The following is a 21596-nucleotide window of genomic DNA, read 5'->3' on the forward strand; positions in this document are numbered from 1 at the left end:
AGGAACGTTCGTCCGGAAGCGGCGCGCGGACCGATAAGGGCGAAAGCTCCCGACCAAGCGGGCACTGAGAGGCAATGGCTAAAAAGACGCCGATACGAAATCCGAAATTGCACGGCGATCATCAGGTCTCGCAAGGAGAGGGTGCCGGCTGGGACGAGGACGACGACGAACTCCAAAATCGTCGCATACGTCAATTGCTGTCGCGGTCGGATTCCAGATTCCACAGAGTCGGCGACCGATTCGTGAAATTCAGAAACTGGCTGGCGGGAGAACGCTGGGTCAGACGGCTCGCGATCACCGGCTTGGTCCTGACGATCATGTTCGCGGGCGGGTTCGGTGCGCTCTGGTGGCGTCTCGGCGCTGGTCCCGTCAATCTCGACATGATGACACCTTGGCTTGTCGCTGCGATCGAGGAAAACATTGGTCACGACAACACGGTGGAAATTGGCGGCACGCAAATCGAGCGGGCCGGGAGAATTCGTATCGCGGTTCGTATTCGTGACGTCGTCGTCCGTGACCGCGATCATGTCATCATCGCGAGCGCACCCAAGGCCGAGGTTAGACTGTCTGGTATAGCGCTGTTGACCGGCCGGTTACGTGCCGAAAGTCTCAATCTGGTCGACGCCGAACTTGCGGTCAGAATTACGTCGGACGGCCAAGTCACTGTTTCGACAGGTGATAACGCTAAGCCGCTTGCCACGGGCGTCGCGCCAACGCGACGATCTGACTTGCCATCGACAGCCGTATCCTCCGAAACATCGTTGCCGACACAAGGAACGCAACAATTCCCCGACGCCCCGACCGCAGTGCCGCCGATTTCAGAAGACGGCGGCAACGCGAGCACCTTGTTGGCGGGGTTGGAATGGCTCGACAGCCTCGGCGTAAGGGGGCTTGATGGCCAAAATCTCAACGAGATCGGTCTAAAGAACGGGAGACTGGTGGTTGACGACCAGCAGCGCGGCAACCGTTGGAGCTTTAGCAACATCAGCCTGAGTCTTCGCAGGCCGGGCACGGGCGGCGTCGCATTCACTGTCAGCGAAGGCGGCAGCAAGGGGTGGTCGCTTCACGTCACGGTCGGACCGCCCGCGAATGGTGTCCGTCCGATTGATCTCCAAGCCGCTGGCATTCCAGCAAAGAACATTTTGCTGGCTCTTCGCATCAAGGACCTCACTTACAGCGCCGACATGCCGCTCAGTGGCGAACTGAAGGGCGAGATTGGTCGCGACGGCTTGCCCACGTATCTGCGCGGCAGTCTTGTCGCCGGCAAAGGCACGATCATCGACTCTGACACGCCGGATTATCCCATGGCGATCGATGAGATCGAAATGAACATGGAATGGGATTCGGGACGGCGTGTCCTGGTGGCACCGTTCAAGATGGTGTCCGGCGAAAATAGAATTACGCTGCTCGCCCGCCTCCAGCCTCCGAATGGCAATATTCCGGACTGGCAGATGGGTTTGAGCGGCGGCACAATCGTGCTCGCCGGCTTCGATGGCGAAGCGCCTCTGATCCTCAATCGCATTGCGATCAACCTGCGTTTCGACACAGAACACAAGCAGGTCATTCTGACTCAAGCCGATATCAGCAACGGCGAAATCGGCGTTGCAGGCACCGGCAGCATCGACTATTCGGGCGCACCAAGCCTGAAGCTGGGCTTTGCCGGGACGCCGATGTCAGCCGCCGCCCTCAAGAGTATGTGGCCGGCTCTGATCGTGCCGGAGTTGCGCGAATGGGTTATTGGGCGAATTGATCGAGGCTCTCTCCAGCGCATTGAAATCGGCGTAAATTCGCCGCTTCACAACCTATCGCGACGCGGGCCGCCGATGCCGGATGACGGGCTTTCGGTTGACATCGTTGCTCGCAATGTGACCCTGCATCCCGTTGATGAAATGCCCTCGGTCCATGACGCCGACTTAAAGGCGCGGGTGACAGGAAGAACCGCGACGGTAACGATCGGGCAGGCCGCCGCCGATACTCCGTCCGGCCGAAAGCTCAACATTTCCGACGTCGTTTTCGAGGTGCCGGATTTGGCACCCAAACCCGCTCTGGCAAGAGTGAAATTCAGAATCGATGCTCCGGTACCCGCAGCCGCCGAAATTCTCGTCTCAGACCGCCTCCGCGAATTCACCGATAATTTAATCGATCCTAATTCCAGCAAGGGGACGGTTGCGGCACAGATCGCTTTGGGCCTGCCGCTCACGCGAAAGATCACCAAGGAGGACACCACTTATTCCATCACTGCGGATCTCACGGGTTTTGCCGCCGACAAGCTAGTCATGAATCAGAAGCTTGAAGCGAGCACGTTAAAGGTAGCCGCCAACAACGAGGGGTACCAGGTCAAGGGCGACGTCAAGATCAACGGCCAGCCTGCTTCGCTGGACTACCGCAAGCCGGCCACGGGCGATGCAGACATCAAATTGCAGACCACGCTGGATGACGCGAGCCGCGCAAAACTCGGAGTTGATCTCGGCGCAGGAGCGACCGGTTCGATTCCTATCAAGCTGGTCGGGAAGATTAGCCGCGACAGGGACAGCAAATTCGCCATCGATGCCGATCTCACATCCTTGAAACTCGACAACGTTCTGCCCGGCTGGGTCAAGCTACCGGGAAAGTCAGGGCACGCGACGTTTAATGTCGTGCATAAAGCGCAATCCACGCGTCTAGAGGACATCGTTATCGACGGCAGCGGCGTCATGATAAAGGGATCGTTGGAGGTCGATCAAAACGGCGATCTGTTGAATGTGAACTTCCCGGTTTACGCGCCGTCAGAAGGTGACAGAGCTACTCTGAAGGTGGAGCGAAACTCGGACGGCGTGATGAAGGTCGTCATGCGCGGCGACGTGTTCGACGGCCGCGGCTTTCTCAAATCGACGATCTCGGGAAAGCAGGCCGACGCCAAAAGCAAGTCCAAGAGCGTCGATTTCGACATCGACCTGAAGATCGGCGCCGTCGCCGGGTTTTACGGCGAAGCCGTTCGCAGCGCGGACGTGAAGATGGCCCGGCGTAATGGATCGGTCCGTAGCCTCACCATGAGCGGCAAGATCGGACGTAACACGTCCCTGTCGGGCGATCTGCGCGGGCGCCCGCAGGGCCGCGACGTCATTCTGATCGAGACCGACGACGCGGGCGCATTCTTCCGCTTTACCGATACCTACGGAAAAATGTTTGGCGGTCAGCTTGCGCTGGCCATGGATCCTCCCACCGCTGAGCCTCGGGCCAAGCAAGGCCTGATCAACGTTCGCGATTTCGCGATCAAGGGCGAAGCGGCTCTGGATCGCGCCGTGGCGGGTGGTCCTCGGACCGCTCAGAACGGTATTTCATTTTCGCGTCTGCGCGCGGAGTTCACCCGGCAGAACGGACAACTCACGGTCCGCGACGGCGTCGTCAAAGGGCCGACCATCGGCGCAACCATCGAAGGCCAGATCGACTATCCTGCCAACGAAGTTCGCATGAGCGGCACGTTCGTCCCGATGTACGGGCTCAACAACATTTTTGGGCAGCTTCCGGTCGTCGGGCTGATCCTTGGCGGCGGCAGCGACGAGGGGCTGATCGGCGTGACCTATGAGGTGGTAGGATCCCCGGGGCAACCGCAACTGCGCGTCAACCCGATCTCGGCCATGGCGCCCGGGCTGGTACGCAAGATTTTTGAATTCCAGACCGGAAAAACGGCTAACCAGATCGAGTTTCCGTCAACGAGCGGCAACTGAACGTTTGCCAAATCGGCTGCTTGAACGCAGCTACGACGAAAAACAATCCGTACCTCCAGGCACGCTATGCAGGCCGCAGCAGCACGTGGCGTTTCTTGCCCATTGAGAGCTTGATCACGCCTTCGGGTGTAAGATGGTCCGGTGTCAGTATCATCTTTTCATCAGCGACGACGACATCGTTGATGCGAAGACCGCCACCCTTGATCTGGCGACGCGCTTCGCCGTTTGAGGCGACAAGACCCGCCTTTACGAACAGCGCGAGCACGCCTGTGCCGCTTGCAAGCTCGCTCTGCGAAATATCCAGCGTGGGAAGACTCTCGGCGATCGCACCTTGCTCGAAGGTCGTGCGCGCAGTGTCGGCAGCTTTCTCAGCCTCGGGGCGACCATGCAGAAGCGCGGTCGCCTCGGTCGCGAGCACTTTTTTGGCCTCGTTGATCTCGGCGTCCCGCAACGCAGCCAGTTTCGTGATCTCGCCCATCGGCAGGATCGTGAACAGTTTCAGAAATTTGACGACGTCGGCGTCCTCGACGTTGCGCCAGTATTGCCAGAAATCGTAAGGGCTGAAGGCGTCCGCATTGAGCCAGACGGCGCCTTGCGCGGTCTTTCCCATCTTCGCGCCCGATGCCGTCGTCAATAACGGCGTCGTCAGGGCGAACAACTGAGGCGTTCCCATACGGCGGCCGAGATCGACGCCATTGACGATATTGCCCCACTGATCCGAGCCGCCCATCTGCAACCGGCAGCCGGCCCGGCGCGACAGTTCGACGAAGTCATAAGCCTGGCAGATCATGTAGTTGAATTCGATGAAGCTCATCTCCTGTTCGCGCTCAAGGCGGAGGCGAACGGAGTCCATCGTCAGCATGCGATTGACCGAGAAATGCCGACCGATGTCACGCAACATCTCGATCCAGTTGAGCTTGGTCAGCCACTCGGCGTTGTCCAGCATCACCGCGTCGCTCGCGCCCGAACCGTAACGCAGCACCTTGGCGAATACGCCGCGAATGCTAGCCTTGTTGGACTCGATTTCCTCTACGCTGCGGATCGCGCGCGATTCATCCTTGCCGGAGGGATCGCCGACCATGGTGGTTCCGCCACCCATTAGCGTGATCGGTTTGTTGCCGCTCTGCTGGAGCCAGTAGAGCATCATCATGGTCAGGTAGTTGCCGATGTGCAGCGACGGCGCGGTGCAATCGTAGCCGACGTAAGCCGTTGCCTCGCCTTTTGCGGCCAACGTATCAAGACCCTCGAGGTCGGAGCACTGATGAATGAAGCCTCGTTCCTGAAGGATGTTGAGAAAATCGGACTTGAAGGCGGCCATGGCTATAGGACCCCGATCGTTCTTGTTAGGCTCTGTCGCAAACTCGATTCCGGTGGATCATGGCCGGACACCGCCGCCAGGCTTCGCTGTGTGCCATTATAAGAAGTGTGCGTTCGGCACAAGCCGGCCCGCAGAAGGCAACTGGAGACCGCAAGGCGATGATGACGGCAATCGGTCTGATGAGCGGTACCTCTCTGGACGGCATCGATGTCGCCTTGATCGAAACCGACGGTGAGCGAGTAGCCGCGTTCGGGCCGACCGGTTATCGTCCCTACACGGATTTCGAGCGCGGTTTGTTGCGTGAGGCGCTCGCGGAGGCTGTCAGTTTGTCGCGGCGCGACGCGCGGCCGGGCGTAATCGGCGAAGCCGAGCGCGCCGTGACCTTGGCGCACGCCGAAGCCGTTGCGGCGTTCATCGCGCAAAACCGCATCGTATGGGAGGATATCGATATCGTCGGCTTCCACGGTCAGACCGTGCTGCATCGGCCCGCTCAGCGGCTGACCGTGCAGATCGGTGACGCGGCGGCCTTGGCGAAAGCGATCCGCGTTCCGGTAATGCACGATTTTCGCGCGGCCGACGTAGCCGCGGGCGGCCAGGGCGCGCCATTCGTCCCTGCCTATCATCGCGCGCTGGCGGAATCGCTCAGTTGCGAGGGACCGATCTGCGTGGTCAATATCGGTGGCGTTTCCAACATCACCTATATCGACGGCGCCGATGCATTGATCGCCTGCGATACCGGACCGGGCAACGCGCTCCTCGATGATTTCATGCTCCGCGTGACAGGCCAGCCGTTCGACCGCGACGGCCGGCTGGCGGCAGAGGGCCATCCCGACGCGGACTGGATCGCACGCGCCTTGAAGCACCCATTCTTCACGCTGCCCCCACCCAAATCTCTCGACCGCAACGATTTCGCTTCGCTCGTCCTGCACGACATGATGCCGGCCGATGGTGCCGCAACCCTGACGGCCTTCACCGCAGCGGCCATAGCGCGGATTATTCCGCTGCTGCCGAAGATGCCAGAAAAGTGGATCGTCGCTGGCGGCGGCGCCCGCAATCCAATCATGCTTGAGATGCTGCGGGAAAGAATTGCGCCTGCAACGGTCGAGCCCGCAGATGCCTTCGGTTGGTCGATCGATGCGATGGAGGCGCAAGCCTTCGGCTATCTCGCGGCGAGAGGCCTGAAAGGCTTGCCGTTGAGCTATCCGGCGACCACCGGGGTGCCGGTGCCGATGACCGGAGGCGTGATCGTGCGACCCTGAGCCGTCGCCTGCCGATGTGAGTCCGAGGCGGGGCCAACAAGCAATTGCTGCGCGGAACCGGGATCGTAACGAGGGTGGGCCTTGCAAGGGGGTCCGGCTTCGCCGTGATGAGCTATCGGATGTTGGCGAGTCTCATATCGAGGTAGCTGGTAACCGTCTCCATCAACGGCTCCATCCTGTCCTCGAAGAAATGGTTCGCACCTGGAATGGTTTGCTGATCGATCACGATGCCCTTCTGGGTCTTCAATTTCTCCACCAGCGTCGTGACATCCTTCGCGGGCGCGACGATATCCTTCTCGCCATGGACGATGAGGCCCGACGATGGGCAGGGCGCCAGAAACGAGAAATCGTAGCGGTTAGGCTCAGGTGCGATCGAGATGAAGCCTTCCACCTCGGGCCGGCGCATCAGCAACTGCATTCCGATCCAGGCGCCAAAGGAAAACCCGGCCACCCAACAGGCCCGTGCCTCCGGGTTTATAGTCTGCGCCCAGTCGAGTGCCGCCGCGGCGTCCGACAATTCGCCGGTGCCGTGGTCGAACGAGCCCTGGCTACGGCCGACGCCGCGAAAATTGAAACGCAGCACAGAAAAACCTCGCGCCACGAAAGCATAGTAGACTTGATAGACGATCGGATGGTTCATGCTGCCACGAAACTGGGGGTGCGGATGCAGGACCATCGCTATCGGGGCATTTTTCTGCTTCGCCGGATGATAGCGACCTTCGAGACGGCCGGCAGGACCGGTAAAAATGACTTCAGGCATCGGAATCCTTGGCAAGTCGGCCGCCCACGGGCTGGTTCTGTTCGTAGCCTGACGACGAGGCAACAGGCCACCGCACGGCAGTGCAGAAAGTGGCCAGTGAACACCGCCGCGTTCTAGCATAGGGCGAGGGGCGAAAAGCAAGCATCTTGCGCGGCTATGTCCGCATCCGCCGAAAATGTCGTATGGTCGCAACCACATGCAAGAGCGAACTTATCTTGACTGGAACGCAACCGCGCCGCTTCGGCGCGAGGCACGCGCCGCAATGGCCGCGGCATGGGACCTCTTCGGCAATCCTTCATCCGTTCACGCGGAAGGCAGGCGAGCGCGGGGGCTAGTAGAAGATGCGCGGGTTAGCGTCGCGGATGCAGTAGGAGGCCGACCCCACAACGTTATCTTTACGTCAGGCGGGACAGAAGCCAACACCTTGGCGTTAACGCCCAGTAGCGGCAAACATAGACAAGATATTGATAATCTTATAGTTTCATCCATAGAACACGCCTCGGTCCTAGCAGGGGGCCGGTTTGCGCTGGATCGGGTTGCGCGCCTGCCGGTCCATCGCTCGGGATTGGTGGATCTCGACGCCTTGCGAACATTGCTCGCGCAGGGATCTCCGGCGCTGGTCTCGATCATGTTGGCCAATAATGAAACCGGCGCCATTCAGCCAGTCGCCGAAGCGGCTCATCTGGTCCACGAAGCAGGTGGCCTGCTGCACGTTGACGCGGTTCAGGCTATCGGAAAAATTCATATTGATATCAAAGAATTGAATATCGACCTTCTATCAATTTCTGCGCACAAAGTCGGTGGTCCGAAAGGGATGGGCGCATTGGTTTTCGCGGAGAACCAGATCCGTCCGAGTGCGTTGATAAGGGGAGGCGGTCAGGAGCAGGGTGGCCGTGCCGGGACGGAGAATGTGCCCGGCATCGCGGGCTTCGGGGCCGCTGTGATGGCGGCAGAAACAGGCCGCACTACAGACATGGCCCGAGTTCAAACCCTGCGCAACCGGCTTGAGGACGGCTTGAGGCAAACGCCAGGCAGCGTGATCTTCTCGCAGGAGATTGCGCGCCTACCGAATACGACACTTTTCGGTGTGCCTACCTTGAAAGCGGAGACGGCCGTGATCAGATTTGACCTTGAGGGGGTGGCCGTCTCATCAGGTTCCGCGTGCTCGTCGGGCAAAGTGCAGCCATCGCATGTGCTGGAAGCAATGGGGTACGGCCCGGAAATGACCAGAAGCGCATTACGGTTCTCTCTGGGCTGGGAGACCACGGAGGCAGACGTCGATCGGGCTATTAAGACTTGGCGAAAGCTTTCAGGTGCACTACTAAGGAGAGACGAAACAGGGCTTGAACCATTCTAAGACGGTTTCTTCCTTAGAATTGCAGCAAGCCACCAAGAATTCAATCCACCGCGGTCCTTGAAACCGCGAGCGGAGGTAGGAATGGCAGCCGTACAAGAGACGGTCGATCGGGTTCGCCAGATCGACGTCGATCAATACCGGTATGGATTCGAGACGATCATCGAGTCCGAGAAGGCCCCTAAGGGACTGTCCGAAGACACCATCCGGTTTATTTCCGCAAAGAAAAACGAGCCCGCATGGATGCTGGAGTGGAGGCTTGAGGCCTACCGCCGCTGGCTCACCATGCAGGAGCCGACCTGGGCGCGGGTGGACTACCCGAAGATCGATTATCAGGATCTTTATTATTATTCCGCGCCGAAGCCGAAGAAAGAGATCGCCTCGCTCGACGAGATCGATCCGGAGATCCTGAAGACCTACGAGAAGCTTGGCATTCCCTTGCGCGAGGTCGAGGCGCTGGAAGGCGTTGTTCGCCCCGAGGGTGAGCGGAAAGTCGCGGTCGATGCCGTGTTCGACTCGGTCTCGGTGGCGACCACCTTCCAGGAGGAGCTGAAGAAAGCCGGCGTGATCTTCATGCCGATCTCGCATGCTATTCAGCAGCATCCGGAATTGGTGAAGCAGTATCTCGGCAGCGTGGTGCCGACCTCCGACAATTTCTTCGCGACGCTGAATTCGGCGGTGTTCTCCGACGGCTCGTTCGTCTACATCCCGCCGGGCGTTCGTTGTCCGATGGAGCTGTCGACCTACTTCCGCATTAACGAGCGCAACACCGGCCAGTTCGAGCGTACGCTTATCATCGCCGACAAGGGGGCCTATGTCAGCTATCTCGAGGGCTGCACGGCGCCGCAGCGCGACGAGAACCAGTTGCATGCCGCGGTCGTCGAACTGGTGACGCTCGACGATGCCGAGATCAAGTATTCGACGGTGCAGAACTGGTACCCGGGCAACTCCGAAGGCAAGGGCGGCATCTTCAATTTCGTCACCAAGCGTGGCGACTGTCGCGGCGCGCGTTCGAAAATTTCGTGGACTCAGGTCGAGACTGGCTCCGCCATCACCTGGAAATATCCGAGCTGCATCCTGCGGGGCGACAATTCACGCGGCGAGTTCTACTCGATCGCCATCTCCAATGGCTACCAGCAGGTCGACAGCGGCACCAAGATGCTGCATCTCGGCAAGAACACCACGAGCAGGATCATCTCCAAGGGCATCGCGGCAGGAAAGTCGCAGAACACCTATCGAGGTCTCGTCACGGCGCACCGCAAGGCGACCAATGCGCGCAACTTCACCGCCTGCGACTCGCTTCTGATCGGCGACAAATGCGGCGCCCACACGGTGCCGTACATCGAGGCCAAGAACACCTCGGCGCTGTTCGAGCATGAGGCGACGACGTCGAAGATTTCGGAAGACGTGCTGTTCTATTGCGTCCAACGCGGACTGTCGCAGGAAGAGGCCGTCGGCCTCGTCGTCAATGGCTTCGTGAGAGACGTGCTGCAGCAGTTGCCGATGGAATTCGCGGTCGAGGCTCAGAAGTTGATCTCGATCTCGCTCGAAGGAAGTGTGGGTTAACCCACGTCACTGCGAGCTCGCTTCAAAGTCGGCTTTTGTGCCGGTTTTGCGCTGGACGAAGCGATCTACCGATGGAAACGCCGGATTGCTTCGCCGCACGAGCACGCTCCTCGCGATGACGTAACGATAGCGAAGGATGAATGATGCCGTTGCTTGAAGTCAAAGACCTGCAGGTTCGTGTCGAGGAGCGTGAAATTCTTCACGGCCTGTCGCTGACTGTGAACAAGGGCGAAGTTCATGCGATCATGGGGCCGAACGGCTCCGGCAAATCGACGCTGAGCCATGTCATCGCGGGCAAGCCCGGCTACGAGGTTACCGGCGGTCAAATCCTGTTCAAGGGTGAGGACCTGCTGGAGATGGAGCCTGACGAGCGCGCGGCGAAAGGCGTCTTCCTGGCTTTTCAGTATCCCGTGGAAATCCCCGGTGTCGCCACCATGACCTTCCTGCGCACCGCGTTGAACGCGCAGCGCAAGGCTCGCGGCGAGAGCGAATATTCGACGCCAAACTTCCTGAAGAAGGTGCGTGACGTCGCGGCCTCCCTGAACATTCCGCAGGACATGCTGCGCCGAGGCATCAATGTCGGCTTTTCGGGCGGCGAGAAGAAGCGCAACGAAGTGCTGCAGATGGCGCTCTTCGAGCCTAGCCTATGCATCCTCGACGAAATGGATTCCGGACTGGACATCGACGCACTTCGTGTTGCGGCCGACGGCGTCAATGCGTTGCGATCACCGGATCGCGCTATGGTCGTCATCACGCACTACCAGCGGCTACTCAATTACATTGTGCCCGACTTCGTGCACGTGATGTCGAAGGGCCGTGTCGTGAAGAGCGGAAACAAGGATTTGGCGCTGGAGCTCGAAGCGTCCGGATATGCACAATTCGAGGAAGCATAGTTCGGACGTGGCCTTCGGTTTCGGACGAGATCATGCGGAAAATACGATCTGAACGGATTTGATGATGGATGTTGCATTGGCAAAGCCGGCTACGGAACGCGCGACCACAGAACTGTTTGCCGCGGCGCGTGACCGTTTGCCGGGATCCGGTCCGGTGAGCGAAGCGCGACAGGTCGCATTCGACGATTTCGCTCGGCGAGGTCTGCCGTACCGGCGCATTGAAGAATGGAAATACACCGACTTGCGCACACTGTTGCGCGAGATTGCGCCGCTTGCTGCCGAGCCTGATCAGGCAGCATTGGCGCGCGCGGCCAAGGCTGTCATCGCGCGTGGCGCGAACGCTATGCACAAGCTGGTGCTGGTTGACGGAGTATTCGTGCCGCAGCTATCCGATCAGGCGCCCGAAACTGGCCTTGAGGTGCGGGCGCTACGTGACATTCTGGAGAGCAATGACGTTGCCGCTCGCGCCGATCTGCTGATCACCACCGCGGCATCCGATACGATGATTTCGCTCAACACCGCGATGGCCACCGATGGCGTTGTCATCGATGTGGCCGAAAATGCGAAGCTGACCAAGCCGCTGCATATCGTCCATATCACCACCCAATCCAACACCGCGGCATTCACGCGTTCGTTGCTGCGGCTGGCAAATGGCGCACACGCCACGCTGGTTGAAAGTTTCGTCGCAGCCGAGGGTGCCGCTGCCTATCAGGCTCATGACTCGGTTGTGTTGTGGATTGGCGACGGCGCCGAACTGCAACATGTTCGCCTTGTCGAAGATGCCAATGATGCCGCTAACATCTCCACCGCGATCGTCACGATTGGCGCAAACGCGCGTTTCAACTCCCTCAATCTCACGAGCGGCGCGGCGGTGAGCCGATATCAAGGCTTCATCAAGTTCACCCGTGAGGGGTCTCACGCAGACGTGAACGGCGTCAATCTGCTCAATGGTCGCCAGCACGGCGATACGACGCTGGTATTGGATCATGCCGTACCACATTGCAGCAGCAACGAGGTGTTCCGCGCCGTTCTGGACGATCAGGCGCACTCGGTGTTTCAGGGCAAGATCATCGTGCGGCCCGATGCGCAAAAGACCGATGGCAAGATGATGACGCGGGCTTTGTTGCTATCCGATGGCGCCGAAGCCGACAACAAGCCCGAGCTTGAGATTTTCGCTGATGACGTCACCTGTGGTCATGGCGCGACAATCGGCGCACTCGACGAAAGCCTGCTGTTCTATCTGCGTGCACGCGGTCTTTCGGAAAAGGAAGCGCAGGCGCTTTTGATTCAAGCGTTTGTCGGCGAAGCGGTCGAAACCGTTGCCGATGATGGCTTGCGTGATGTTGTTATCGAGGCCGCCGAGCGGTGGCTCGCGGCAAGAGGGTGAATGGACAGGGTCTCGTATTGCTTTGCACCGCGAAAACCGGCGGACGCCAATTATCGCAAGCCGCAATGACGAGAGCGGTTCCTTTACACGGGAGCGGTTCAAGGCCCGACTCCGGAACGATGGATATGGACGTGGAGTGATATGACGCATCCGGCGGTTGCCAACGGTTCCTATGATGTCATGCGCGTGCGCGAGGATTTTCCGGCGCTGGCGATGAAAGTTTACGGCAAACCGCTGGTCTATCTCGACAACGCCGCCTCGGCGCAGAAGCCAAACGCCGTGCTCGACCGAATGACGGAGGCCTACAAGACTGAATATGCCAACGTCCATCGCGGGCTGCATTATCTCGCCAACGCCGCAACCGAAGCCTATGAAGGCGGCCGCGCGCGGGTCGCGCAGTTTTTGAACGCAAGACGGACCGAGGAAATCATCTTTACCCGTAATGCCAGCGAGGCGATCAACCTCGTGGCATCTTCATGGGGCGAGCCGAACATCAAGGCGGGCGACGAGATTGTGCTCTCTATCATGGAGCATCATTCCAACATCGTCCCATGGCATTTTCTGCGCGAGCGCCACGGCGCCGTCATCAAGTGGGCTCCCGTCGACGACGAAGGCAATTTCCTCATCGAGGAATTCGAAAAGCTTCTGTCGCCGAGGACGAAGCTCGTGGCGATCACGCAGATGTCGAACGCGCTCGGCACAGTCGTTCCGGTCAAGGACGTTGTGAAGCTGGCTCATGCGCGCGGCATCCCGGTTCTGGTGGACGGGAGCCAGGCTGCGGTGCATCTTGCCATCGACGTGCAGGACATTGATTGCGACTTCTATGTCTTCACCGGCCATAAGCTCTACGGTCCGACCGGTATCGGCGCGCTGTATGCAAAGCATGATCATCTCGTCTCCATGCGCCCGTACAATGGCGGCGGCGAGATGATCCGTGAGGTCGCGCAGGATTGGGTCACCTATGGCGATCCGCCGCACAAGTTCGAGGCAGGCACGCCCGCGATCGTCGAGTCGATCGGGCTTGGCGCCGCAATCGATTACGTCAATTCGATCGGGAAGGCGCGCATCGCGGCGCACGAACACGATCTTCTGACCTATGCCCAGGAGCGGCTGCGGGAGATCAACTCGCTGCGCATCATCGGCACTGCCCGCGACAAGGGGCCCGTGATCTCGTTCGAGATGAAGGGTGCGCATCCCCACGATGTTGCGACCGTGATCGACCGCGCCGGTATCGCGGTTCGCGCCGGGACGCATTGCGTGATGCCGCTTTTAGAGCGGTTCAACGTTTCAGCGACCTGCCGCGCCTCATTCGGTATGTATAATACCCGCGAGGAAGTCGATCATCTGGCGCAAGCGCTGATCAAGGCACGGGAGTTGTTCTCATGAGCGACGTAGCCGAAATGGTTGTAAACAAGACCTGCCACATGCAGACCAGCTCAGCGCTGGCGCCGGATGAAACCGAGCGTATGGGCACGGGGATTGTGGCCGCGCTGAAAACCGTGTTCGACCCGGAAATTCCGGCCGATATTTATGAACTCGGCCTGATCTACAAAGTCGACATCAAGGACGATCGCGCTGTCGACGTCGAGATGACGCTGACGTCGCCGAGCTGTCCGTCGGCGGCCGAACTGCCGACCATGGTTGAAAACGCCGTCGCAAGCGTTCCCGGCGTTGGGGTGGTCAATGTCAGCATCGTCTGGGAACCTGTTTGGATGCCCGATCGGATGACCGACGAGGCTCGCCTCGTCCTGAATATGTGGTGACTATCTTACACCCGTCCCGATGCTATGATCGGGCTTGAATCGCCGTCAGGATTGACCAGATGACAGACATGACGCCAAGCACACCAGCAGCCAAGCCGAAACCCCGGCCTCGTCCACAGGTCATGCGGTTGACTGACGCCGCCGCGGATCGGGTCAAGGAACTTGCGGCGCGAGCCGATTCGGAAATCGTCGGCCTTCGGGTCGGTATCAAGAACGGTGGCTGCGCCGGTCAATCCTACACCGTGGAGTACGCCCACGATATCAAGCCGACGGACGAAGTGGTTGAGGACAAGGGCGTCAAGATTCTTGTCGATCCCAAGGCCGTGCTGTACTTGCTCGGCACCGAGATGGACTACAAGGCTGAAAAGATGCAAGCCCAGTTCGTCTTCAACAATCCGAACCAGGTTTCAGCCTGCGGGTGCGGTGAATCCGTGCAGCTCGCGCCCGCTAAAATCGACGGCTAGTCGCGATACTCAAGCCTATTACAACGGACAATCACGGTCGGCGTTTTTGGCGGGCGAAGAGGCGTCGGGCCACGCGATTTCGGCGTCAGCGAAATATTCTGGATCAGTCTCGCAAACGGCACGGTTGCGGCCGTTGCGCTTGGCAGCGTACAAACAGGCATCGGCGCGTTCAATCAGTAGATCCGGGGTGTCGCCGCGGCGAAGCATCGAGACACCGATAGAGACCGTGACGCGACCCAGGATCTCACCAGTCGATTTTTTCTTCAATTCCTTGGCCATCACGGCGCGGCGAATATGGTCCGCGACCGCCAACGCCTGTTTCAGCGCGGTGCTTGGCAGCACAACCGCAAACTCTTCACCGCCGTAACGCGCGGTGATGTCCTGGCCCTTGATGGTCTGCTTCAATGACATTGCGACCAACCGCAGGACCTGGTCACCGGTCAGGTGTCCATAGTTGTCGTTGAACAACTTGAAGTGGTCGATGTCGAACATCAGGAGTGACAGCGGCTTGTCTTCATTAGTCGCCCGCGCCACGGCATCCGCCACGGCTCGATCGAAATACTTGCGGTTGCCGAGACCGGTAAGAGGATCTGTCATGCTCTCGGCTCTGATGGCCTCAAGACTATGCTGAAGGTTGCTGATCTCGACCTTCGAGAGATCCAGCCGATTCTCCAGCGCCTTGTTGGTTTCCTGCATCTCCCGGGTTGACTTCATCAGCCTCGCGGCTACCGGCAGCACCGAGTTTCTCGGCGGCGCTCTTCAGGCTATCATCGAAACCGGCCGTCAAGCCGAGCACGTCGGCGATGAGGGCCATCACGTCGTCGATCTCATTGATGACCCGCGCACCGAGCTTATCGATGCGTTCGGTAGTCCTCATCGGAGAAAGATAGGTTTCGTAGATCTGTTCGAGGTCGGCATCGCTCAGCGTGCCGTTGCGCGCCAGCGTCTCATTAATGATCCTGCTGAGGGATATTTCTTCATAACCATGCTGCCAACGTGTACATTATGGACAAGCAGAAAAGCCCTTAATTCACAGGTATAACTTAAAACCGTTGTCCATAACGTCCATAACGATTACTACTAGCGCATACACCAATAGCGGGGAAAAAGCAGGTAAGGATAGTTAGAATCCAAAATGGGGATCCACACTAGAAATGTTCTGACCGTTAAGGCGATTGCTGCGAGCAAGGCGGCCAAATTGCGCGATGGCGGCGGTCTCTGGCTCATAACGAAAGGCAATGGTCGGTACTGGACTCTCGATTACAGGTTCGGCGGCAAGCGCCGGGAAATGGGTTTGGGGCCGTTACACACTGTCGGCCTAGCTGAGGCCCGTCAGAAAGCAGAACGGGCGCGGGAGCTGATTAGGCGAGGTATCGATCCGCTGGCCAACCGCGCGGTTGAGGCTATCGAGGCCGCAAAGGGTAAAGATGACGTAAAGACCTTCGGGCAGTACGCCGACGAGTATATCGACGACGCGGTTAAAGCGAAGCGGTGGCGCGGTGCCCGAACGGAGGCAGGTTGGCGCAATACTTTAACAAGGCACTGCGCCTCGATCCGCGGCAAGCCGATCGCCGATATCGATACTGCAGACGTTCTTTCGGTTTTGCGTTCGCTATGGGGAACGAAGCAGGAAACTGCCGAGAAACTGCGTTGGCGCATTGAGCGCGTCCTTGACGCCGCCCGAGTCGAGGGCTTGCGTAGCGGCGACAATCCATCGACATGGAAGGGCAATCTAGAGCACGTTTTGCACAAGCCGGACGGCTCCACGCGCGGCCACCACGCGGCATTGGCCTATAGAGACGCGCCTGCCTTCATAGCGCGGCTGCGCGGCACCAGCACAATCGCTGCCCGCGCGCTAGAATTTTTGATTTTGACTGCCACCCGCAGCGGCGAAACGCGCGGCGCAACTTGGTCCGAGATTCAGTGTGACGTTTGGTTGGTTCCCGCCAATAGAATGAAGGGTAAACGGGAGCATCGTGTCCCGCTATCCGACCGCGCTCTTGAGATACTTAAAGAAATGGCGGTAATGCGCTTGAACGACTTTGTTTTCCCGGGAGCAAGGGACGGGAGTCCACTCTCGAACGCAACGTTCGGAACGGTGATCCGCGCCCACGAGGGCGGTGCTGCGACGGTACACGGCTTTCGATCTTCCTTTCGAGATTGGGCAGGCGACGCGACGGATTTCCCGAGAGAATTGGCAGAGGCGGCGCTGGCACACCTCGTCGGCGATGAGACTGAGCGAGCGTATCGCCGCGGTGATGCCCTGAAACGCCGCCGCGAGTTGATGGAGGCGTGGGCGGATTTCCTGGACACCGGAAAATAATTAGAAGTTTTACGGGCTATAGGCTACAACTTGGCAGCCCATGTTATATCTATTGTCAACCTGAGCCGCTTCAGCGGCAGGCATGATTGCCAGTGAAGGCTTCGGCCCGGCAAGTGCCATCGGTTTCCTCGGTAACGCCTAACGCCTTCAGTTGGCTAGGTTCAAGTTACCCGACTGAAATCAATCCTATGCAATCCCAAAATCCGCCTTCCGGCGAGGCTTGCCTCGTCTCGATGAAACGTGTGTGCGAACTCACGTCCCTTAGTCGCACGATGCTGAACAGATACCGCGCCGAGGGGCGATTCCCCGCGGCTGTCCCGCTCGGGGATCGCCGCGTTGCCTTTGTCAAATCTGAAATCGCCGAATGGATCAACGCCCGCGTGGCTGCGCGCGGTGTGAATGGCAACAAGCCGCTGGCCGGTAGGGGGGATGCGATATGAACGCCCTTACCACGACCGACGTTCCGCTCGACACATTAGCGGCGGAAATCAAAGCGCGCATAGATGCCGGTGACCGAGCCGCGGATAAGGCAGCCGACCACTTCCGCGCTGCCGGCCTTCGCTTGCTTGACGCCAAGAAGCATCTTGCCGCAGCGAAGATTCCATTCGACGGCTGGCTCATTGAAAACGAAATCGGCCGGTCTCGCGCCTACGAGTTAATCGGCATCGCGAAGGGAACAAAGACGCTTGCTGGCATTCGCGCGTCGACCGCCGAGCGTGTTGCCCGGCATTCGAAAAAGAACCGTGATGCGGAGTCCGTTACTAACGGACTCGATAACGTCCTCGGAGATCGCGACAGCGCGCTAATTGCCGAAATCGATTGGCTTCATGCCGAGGTCGATCGACTGACGAAAGAGAACAGCAGATTGCAACGCCGTTGCGACATGATGTTAGAATTCTTGCGCGAAAATAATGTGCTCTCCCTGGATCAACGAGACGAATTCGTTCGCAAGGTTTGCACCGAAGCCACGGAAGGGTGCACTCAAGCCGCTTAATCGGCCATGACAGGCCAGCCTGCCGCACGACTGGCGCTGTAGCCGGGTGCATCGACCAATCTAGCTAGAGATTAAACCAATGAAATTACTATCAGTGACGCCGTCTTATGGCGGGAACGAACTTGCGCGAGCCTCAATTGAGGTTGCCGCTGGGATCCGACTGCACGACCTGAAAATCACGCGGAACGGCTGTGTGTTTGCACGCAACGCAACGCTCGACCGCGCGGCCGTCGAGCGGATCTTTAACCTCGTAAAAGGCGCTCGCCATGAACCCCGCGCAAGCTAAGACCAGTATTTGCGACAACGTCGACGACAACCTCAATGGCGACATCAACACGCCCACCTTCACGGCCACGCCGTACGTCTACAAAGATCCGTCGACGCTACCGTGCCGCGGTGAGGCAACCCAGAACTGGGTTGCCTTCGAGGAGGAGATCAACCCACAAATAATGGAATGGATGCGGCAGGCGATTGTCGCGAAGGAAATTGTAGAGGATCAGCAGCGTAAGGCGGCCAACGACAATTTCGTCTCCGACAGCGCACCTGTCGACCTATGGCAGCGGCGCGCACATCCGCCGCTTCCTACCGGATTGTTGCCCCCGGTAATCGAAGAGTTTGCCCGCGCACAGGGCGAGCTGATGGGCGTCGATCCCGGCGGCCTAGCTGCTGCGGCTTTGGCCGTTTGTGCAGCCGCGATTCCGGACTCCATCAAACTTCGGGTGAAACGCCATGATCCGCACTGGTTGGAATCTGCGCGGCTTTGGGTCGCTCCAATCGGTGATCCTTCAACGAAGAAGTCACCTCTGATCTCGGCGGCTGCTGCGCCACTGAAGCGCCTAGACAGCGACTTGTTCCGCAAATACCAAGAAGCGCGCCGTAAGTATGATGCACTGCCTCCCGACGTTAAGAAAGACACGGCGCCTCCAAAGCACATTCGGTTGCGCCTCGAAGACACGACGATCGAGGCGGCACAGGAGGTTTTGAAAGACAGTCCGGACGGCGTTTTGTGTTTACAGGACGAGTTATCCGGATGGTTCGGATCGATGGACAAATATTCGTCCGGACGGGGCGCAGCGAAGGATCGTGGCTTTTGGCTTCAGGCGTTTAACGGCGGTCCATATACGGTCAACCGTATCAGCCGTGGCGCGACCCTGATTGAAAATCTCTCGGTATCTCTACTTGGCGGAATCCAACCCGAGCCGATCCGCGCCCTGGCTGCCGACGCTCATGATGACGGGCTGCTGCAACGGTTGTTTCCAATCGTTCTCGGGGCTGCTGGTGCGGGCGTAGATAAGCCGATGCCTGATGCAGCAGCGGCTTACGACGCGATGGTTGCTCGCCTGACGCGTCTGCGGAGGCCAACAGGTGAGGGTAACCTCAGTAGCCTCATTGAGGTGCCGCTTCGGTTCGACGATACTGCCCAGGATCTACGAAGCGCCCTGGCGCAGCGTTACTTCGAAATGCAGTGCGCATGGGAGGCAGTAAATAAGAAGCTCGCCTCGCATCTCGGAAAATATGACGGCCTCTTCGCTCGCCTTTGCATTGTTTTCCACTGCGTCGAGAGCGAGGGCTGCCGGCCAGCCTCCGTCATAAAAGAAGACACGGCAAAGCGAGCCTCGGCTTTTTTGGAAGAGTTCCTCTTGCCTCATGCGGTCGCGTTTTATGTCGATGTTCTTGGAATGGCCGACCGCCACGATCACGTCTTGGCAACGGCGGGTTATATCCTCGCACACAAATTGGACACGATCACGATCCGCGATGTCCGTCGTGGCGACCGCGTTATGCGGGGAATGGATAACGACGAGGCCAGGACGGTTCTTGAACAACTAGATGCATTCGGTTGGATACAGCCAGTGCCATCGCATCGGCGCGACTCATCGATGTGGCAGGTTCTTCCATCAGTCCACAAACTGTTCGCTGAACGTGCCGAAACCGAGAAGGCAAAACGAGAAGCGGTACGAAAGATCATTTCGGAATCGCTGCAGTAACAACAAGTGGCCGCGAGTGGCCCTTGCGCGCGCGACAGATAAAGCAGAATCCACCCTTTTTATATTCAAGGGACGGTTTTTTCAACTTTTGACTTACGCGCGCAAGGGACACTCGCGGACAGTTGAAGCCAAAACCGCAAGGTCGGCCGTAAAAGTATGAGGACCAAACAATGATTTACGCAAACGATAACCAGCCCATTCGCGCCACCGACTTCCCGGACACACCAGAGGGGCTCGCAGCAAGGCGGGCTTGGCTGCAAACCGCACCAGCCACACACGCCCCGCATCACGAGCAGGCACCTTGCATGACGTGGGCCAAACGCGAGAAGGATGAAGCCACATTCTTTGCGCTCAAGCTCTGGCGCGCCATAAGCGAACCGCCTCGCATGGCTGCGAACGACAACGAGCCGCAGAATGAGGATGACACTGAGGCGGGCGAGCCTGCAACACTTCCGAACCTTGATTGCGAAATAATCGACGTTTCAGCGAAGCAACTTGTCTACGCCGAGAAGAATGGCATGACGCGTTGGGCTGGCAACAAGCTGGTAAAAATCTGGAGCGGGCACGCATGGGTTGGTCCGGACGCAGAGTTCGGTGATGCACGCCAGCGCCTAAGCGACAAGGCTGATACCGAAAACTTCGACGCAAAGCCATCGCCCGACGCCCAGGCGGAATTGGCGCGTGCGATGGATGCCGAGCGGTTGCGTAAGAGGCTCGGTATCAAAACATGCACCGTCCTTGATATGGCGGCCTCCGATAGCACCCTATTAGAAATCGGGGAATACCTCGGATTCTCTGGGCAATACGCCACGCGATCGGCGCGCAGAGAGGTCCGAACGGCCGTGATCGCGTTGAATGCGACGCTGGCGGAAGAGGGAAGAAAAGCCGCCGCTTGAGCGGGAATGTACGCTCGTAAGCCGCCCAATCCCTTTAGTAATTGTAGGGGCAATTCGCCCCGTTGCCCCAAAATCAATTGTTTCCAGAACTAATGGGCTTCAGAAATGAATAAGAGCGACGCAGCGCGGATCATCTCGCGTCGGCTAAACTTGAACCTGGGCCGCTGCAACGCGCTATTGGTAGCAGCCAGTGACGCTGGCGTACTCCCGAAGGGATGCGGACGATCTATCCCACAGTTATCAAGCCTCGAACTCGTTCATGTTTTGCTCGCTTGTATAGCGGACAAGGGCATCGGCGACGCTGGCGGTGGGCCTACGCCGATCGGGTCTCTTGCAGAACTGGCTGAGGTGTTCGCTGCTCAGTACCCCGCCGGGATGCTTTCAACCTACGCGTCCTCCAAGCGATGCGCCAAGGAGATCGGCGGCATAACGGTTTCTGGTGTTCCTGTCGCCACCGATGATCGATCCAAGCTGTTGATCGCAGGCGCCCGCAACAAAGCCGACGCAAAACCTGGGTTCACCACGAAATGGAAAACGGCTTCTGGCTTCGTGCCGATCGACGCAGCAACCATCATCACGATTAGCGATGCTGTGTTGGCTCACGTCAACGACTGCTTTGAAATCGAAGAGACAATTCTAGACGACATCGACGCTGGCACCATCACAACTCGCGAGCAGATAGACGCGGCTTTCGTCGGTTAGCTGGCGCCTTCGCCTACCACGGAGCGTGGTGGGGCATATGGGGCATGTGCGTTTGAGCGGCTGGTAGGGCTACCCCCCGGTCTAGGTTCCTTTTGGCCCCTCCCGGATAGGTGCGGGTGCGGGCAACCCCGAAATCTCGGTCGTTGCAAATTTTTTACTAGGCCACTTCCTTCCTTTTGGAATCATTGATGATTTTGAAGACCGCGCGGATCCTCCACGGGC

Annotated in this window: 17 protein-coding genes and 1 pseudogene; 15 read left to right on the forward strand and 3 right to left on the reverse strand. The window is 58.8% G+C overall.

Translation table 11 applies throughout. The features are described 5' to 3' along the window. Nucleotides 1-74: 74 nt before the first annotated feature. Nucleotides 75-3707, forward strand: coding sequence for a YhdP family protein (locus tag GGQ85_RS01515; RefSeq protein ID WP_309773019.1), 3633 nt, complete (start codon nt 75-77; stop codon nt 3705-3707). Nucleotides 3708-3771: 64 nt separating this feature from the next. Here the strand turns inward: GGQ85_RS01515 and tyrS are convergent, their stop codons facing one another. After that, complete coding sequence (gene tyrS, locus GGQ85_RS01520; RefSeq protein WP_309773021.1) at nt 3772-5025, reverse strand: tyrosine--tRNA ligase; 1254 nt, start codon at nt 5023-5025, stop codon at nt 3772-3774. Between the two features lie 158 nt (nt 5026-5183). On the opposite strand from tyrS, the gene GGQ85_RS01525 reads away from it, so the two are divergent. Beyond that, the gene (locus GGQ85_RS01525) at nt 5184-6284 is read left to right on the forward strand and encodes an anhydro-N-acetylmuramic acid kinase (protein ID WP_309773183.1); all 1101 of its coding nucleotides are present in this window, start codon (nt 5184-5186) and stop codon (nt 6282-6284) included. 112 nt (nt 6285-6396) lie between these two features. On the opposite strand, the gene GGQ85_RS01530 is transcribed toward GGQ85_RS01525, so the two are convergent. After that, a complete protein-coding gene (locus tag GGQ85_RS01530) occupies nt 6397-7044 on the reverse strand; it encodes an alpha/beta hydrolase (RefSeq protein WP_079446807.1) in 648 nt (215 codons plus the stop codon). Between the two features lie 196 nt (nt 7045-7240). Here GGQ85_RS01530 and GGQ85_RS01535 point away from each other — a divergent pair, with 196 nt between their 5' ends. The 7 genes from GGQ85_RS01535 to GGQ85_RS01565 all read left to right on the forward strand — a co-directional run bounded on the left by GGQ85_RS01535 (nt 7241) and on the right by GGQ85_RS01565 (nt 14471). Next, complete coding sequence (locus tag GGQ85_RS01535; RefSeq protein ID WP_309773185.1) at nt 7241-8401, forward strand: cysteine desulfurase family protein; 1161 nt, start codon at nt 7241-7243, stop codon at nt 8399-8401. An 81-nt stretch (nt 8402-8482) separates the two neighbouring features. Further along, entirely contained in the window at nt 8483-9964 is a 1482-nt protein-coding gene (gene sufB / locus GGQ85_RS01540) for a Fe-S cluster assembly protein SufB (protein ID WP_079446805.1), read from the forward strand. 143 nt (nt 9965-10107) lie between these two features. Next, the gene (gene sufC / locus GGQ85_RS01545; protein ID WP_079447019.1) at nt 10108-10857 is read left to right on the forward strand and encodes a Fe-S cluster assembly ATPase SufC; all 750 of its coding nucleotides are present in this window, start codon (nt 10108-10110) and stop codon (nt 10855-10857) included. 64 nt (nt 10858-10921) lie between these two features. Next, nucleotides 10922-12244 carry a Fe-S cluster assembly protein SufD gene (gene sufD / locus GGQ85_RS01550; RefSeq protein WP_309773025.1) on the forward strand — a complete coding sequence of 441 codons (1323 nt, stop codon included), beginning with the start codon at nt 10922-10924 and terminating at the stop codon, nt 12242-12244. 141 nt (nt 12245-12385) lie between these two features. After that, nucleotides 12386-13630 (forward strand): cysteine desulfurase, encoded by a 1245-nt coding sequence (locus GGQ85_RS01555; protein ID WP_079446804.1) that lies wholly within the window; start codon nt 12386-12388, stop codon nt 13628-13630. Continuing rightward, nucleotides 13627-14007: a DUF59 domain-containing protein gene (locus GGQ85_RS01560; RefSeq protein WP_079446803.1), complete on the forward strand. Its 381-nt coding sequence runs from the start codon at nt 13627-13629 to the stop codon at nt 14005-14007. The genes GGQ85_RS01555 and GGQ85_RS01560 overlap by 4 nt, the downstream gene beginning before the upstream one ends. A gap of 59 nt (nt 14008-14066) precedes the next feature. Further along, entirely contained in the window at nt 14067-14471 is a 405-nt protein-coding gene (locus tag GGQ85_RS01565) for a HesB/IscA family protein (protein ID WP_079446802.1), read from the forward strand. Nucleotides 14472-14489: 18 nt separating this feature from the next. Here the strand turns inward: GGQ85_RS01565 and GGQ85_RS01570 are convergent. Continuing rightward, nucleotides 14490-15438, reverse strand: a pseudogene (locus GGQ85_RS01570) (GGDEF domain-containing protein); the annotation flags it as partial. A 168-nt stretch (nt 15439-15606) separates the two neighbouring features. Between GGQ85_RS01570 and GGQ85_RS01575 the strand changes: the two are divergent. The 6 genes from GGQ85_RS01575 (at nt 15607) to GGQ85_RS01600 (ending at nt 21374) form a co-directional block, all read left to right on the forward strand. Further along, a complete protein-coding gene (locus GGQ85_RS01575; RefSeq protein WP_309773029.1) occupies nt 15607-16794 on the forward strand; it encodes a tyrosine-type recombinase/integrase in 1188 nt (395 codons plus the stop codon). Between the two features lie 233 nt (nt 16795-17027). Beyond that, nucleotides 17028-17234: a helix-turn-helix transcriptional regulator gene (locus GGQ85_RS01580; protein ID WP_309773187.1), complete on the forward strand. Its 207-nt coding sequence runs from the start codon at nt 17028-17030 to the stop codon at nt 17232-17234. Beyond that, on the forward strand, nt 17231-17788 hold the full coding sequence (locus GGQ85_RS01585) for a hypothetical protein (protein ID WP_309773031.1): 558 nt from the start codon (nt 17231-17233) through the stop codon (nt 17786-17788). The genes GGQ85_RS01580 and GGQ85_RS01585 overlap by 4 nt, the downstream gene beginning before the upstream one ends. Nucleotides 17789-18054: 266 nt before the next feature. Beyond that, complete coding sequence (locus GGQ85_RS01590; protein ID WP_309773032.1) at nt 18055-19776, forward strand: DUF3987 domain-containing protein; 1722 nt, start codon at nt 18055-18057, stop codon at nt 19774-19776. A 170-nt stretch (nt 19777-19946) separates the two neighbouring features. Next, nucleotides 19947-20672, forward strand: a complete 726-nt coding sequence (locus GGQ85_RS01595; RefSeq protein ID WP_309773033.1) for a hypothetical protein — start codon at nt 19947-19949, stop codon at nt 20670-20672. A 105-nt stretch (nt 20673-20777) separates the two neighbouring features. After that, nucleotides 20778-21374: a DUF4376 domain-containing protein gene (locus GGQ85_RS01600; RefSeq protein ID WP_309773035.1), complete on the forward strand. Its 597-nt coding sequence runs from the start codon at nt 20778-20780 to the stop codon at nt 21372-21374. The last annotated feature ends 222 nt before the right edge of the window (nt 21375-21596 follow it).

Source organism: Nitrobacter vulgaris, assembly GCF_031453995.1.
Classification (GTDB): domain Bacteria; phylum Pseudomonadota; class Alphaproteobacteria; order Rhizobiales; family Xanthobacteraceae; genus Nitrobacter; species Nitrobacter vulgaris.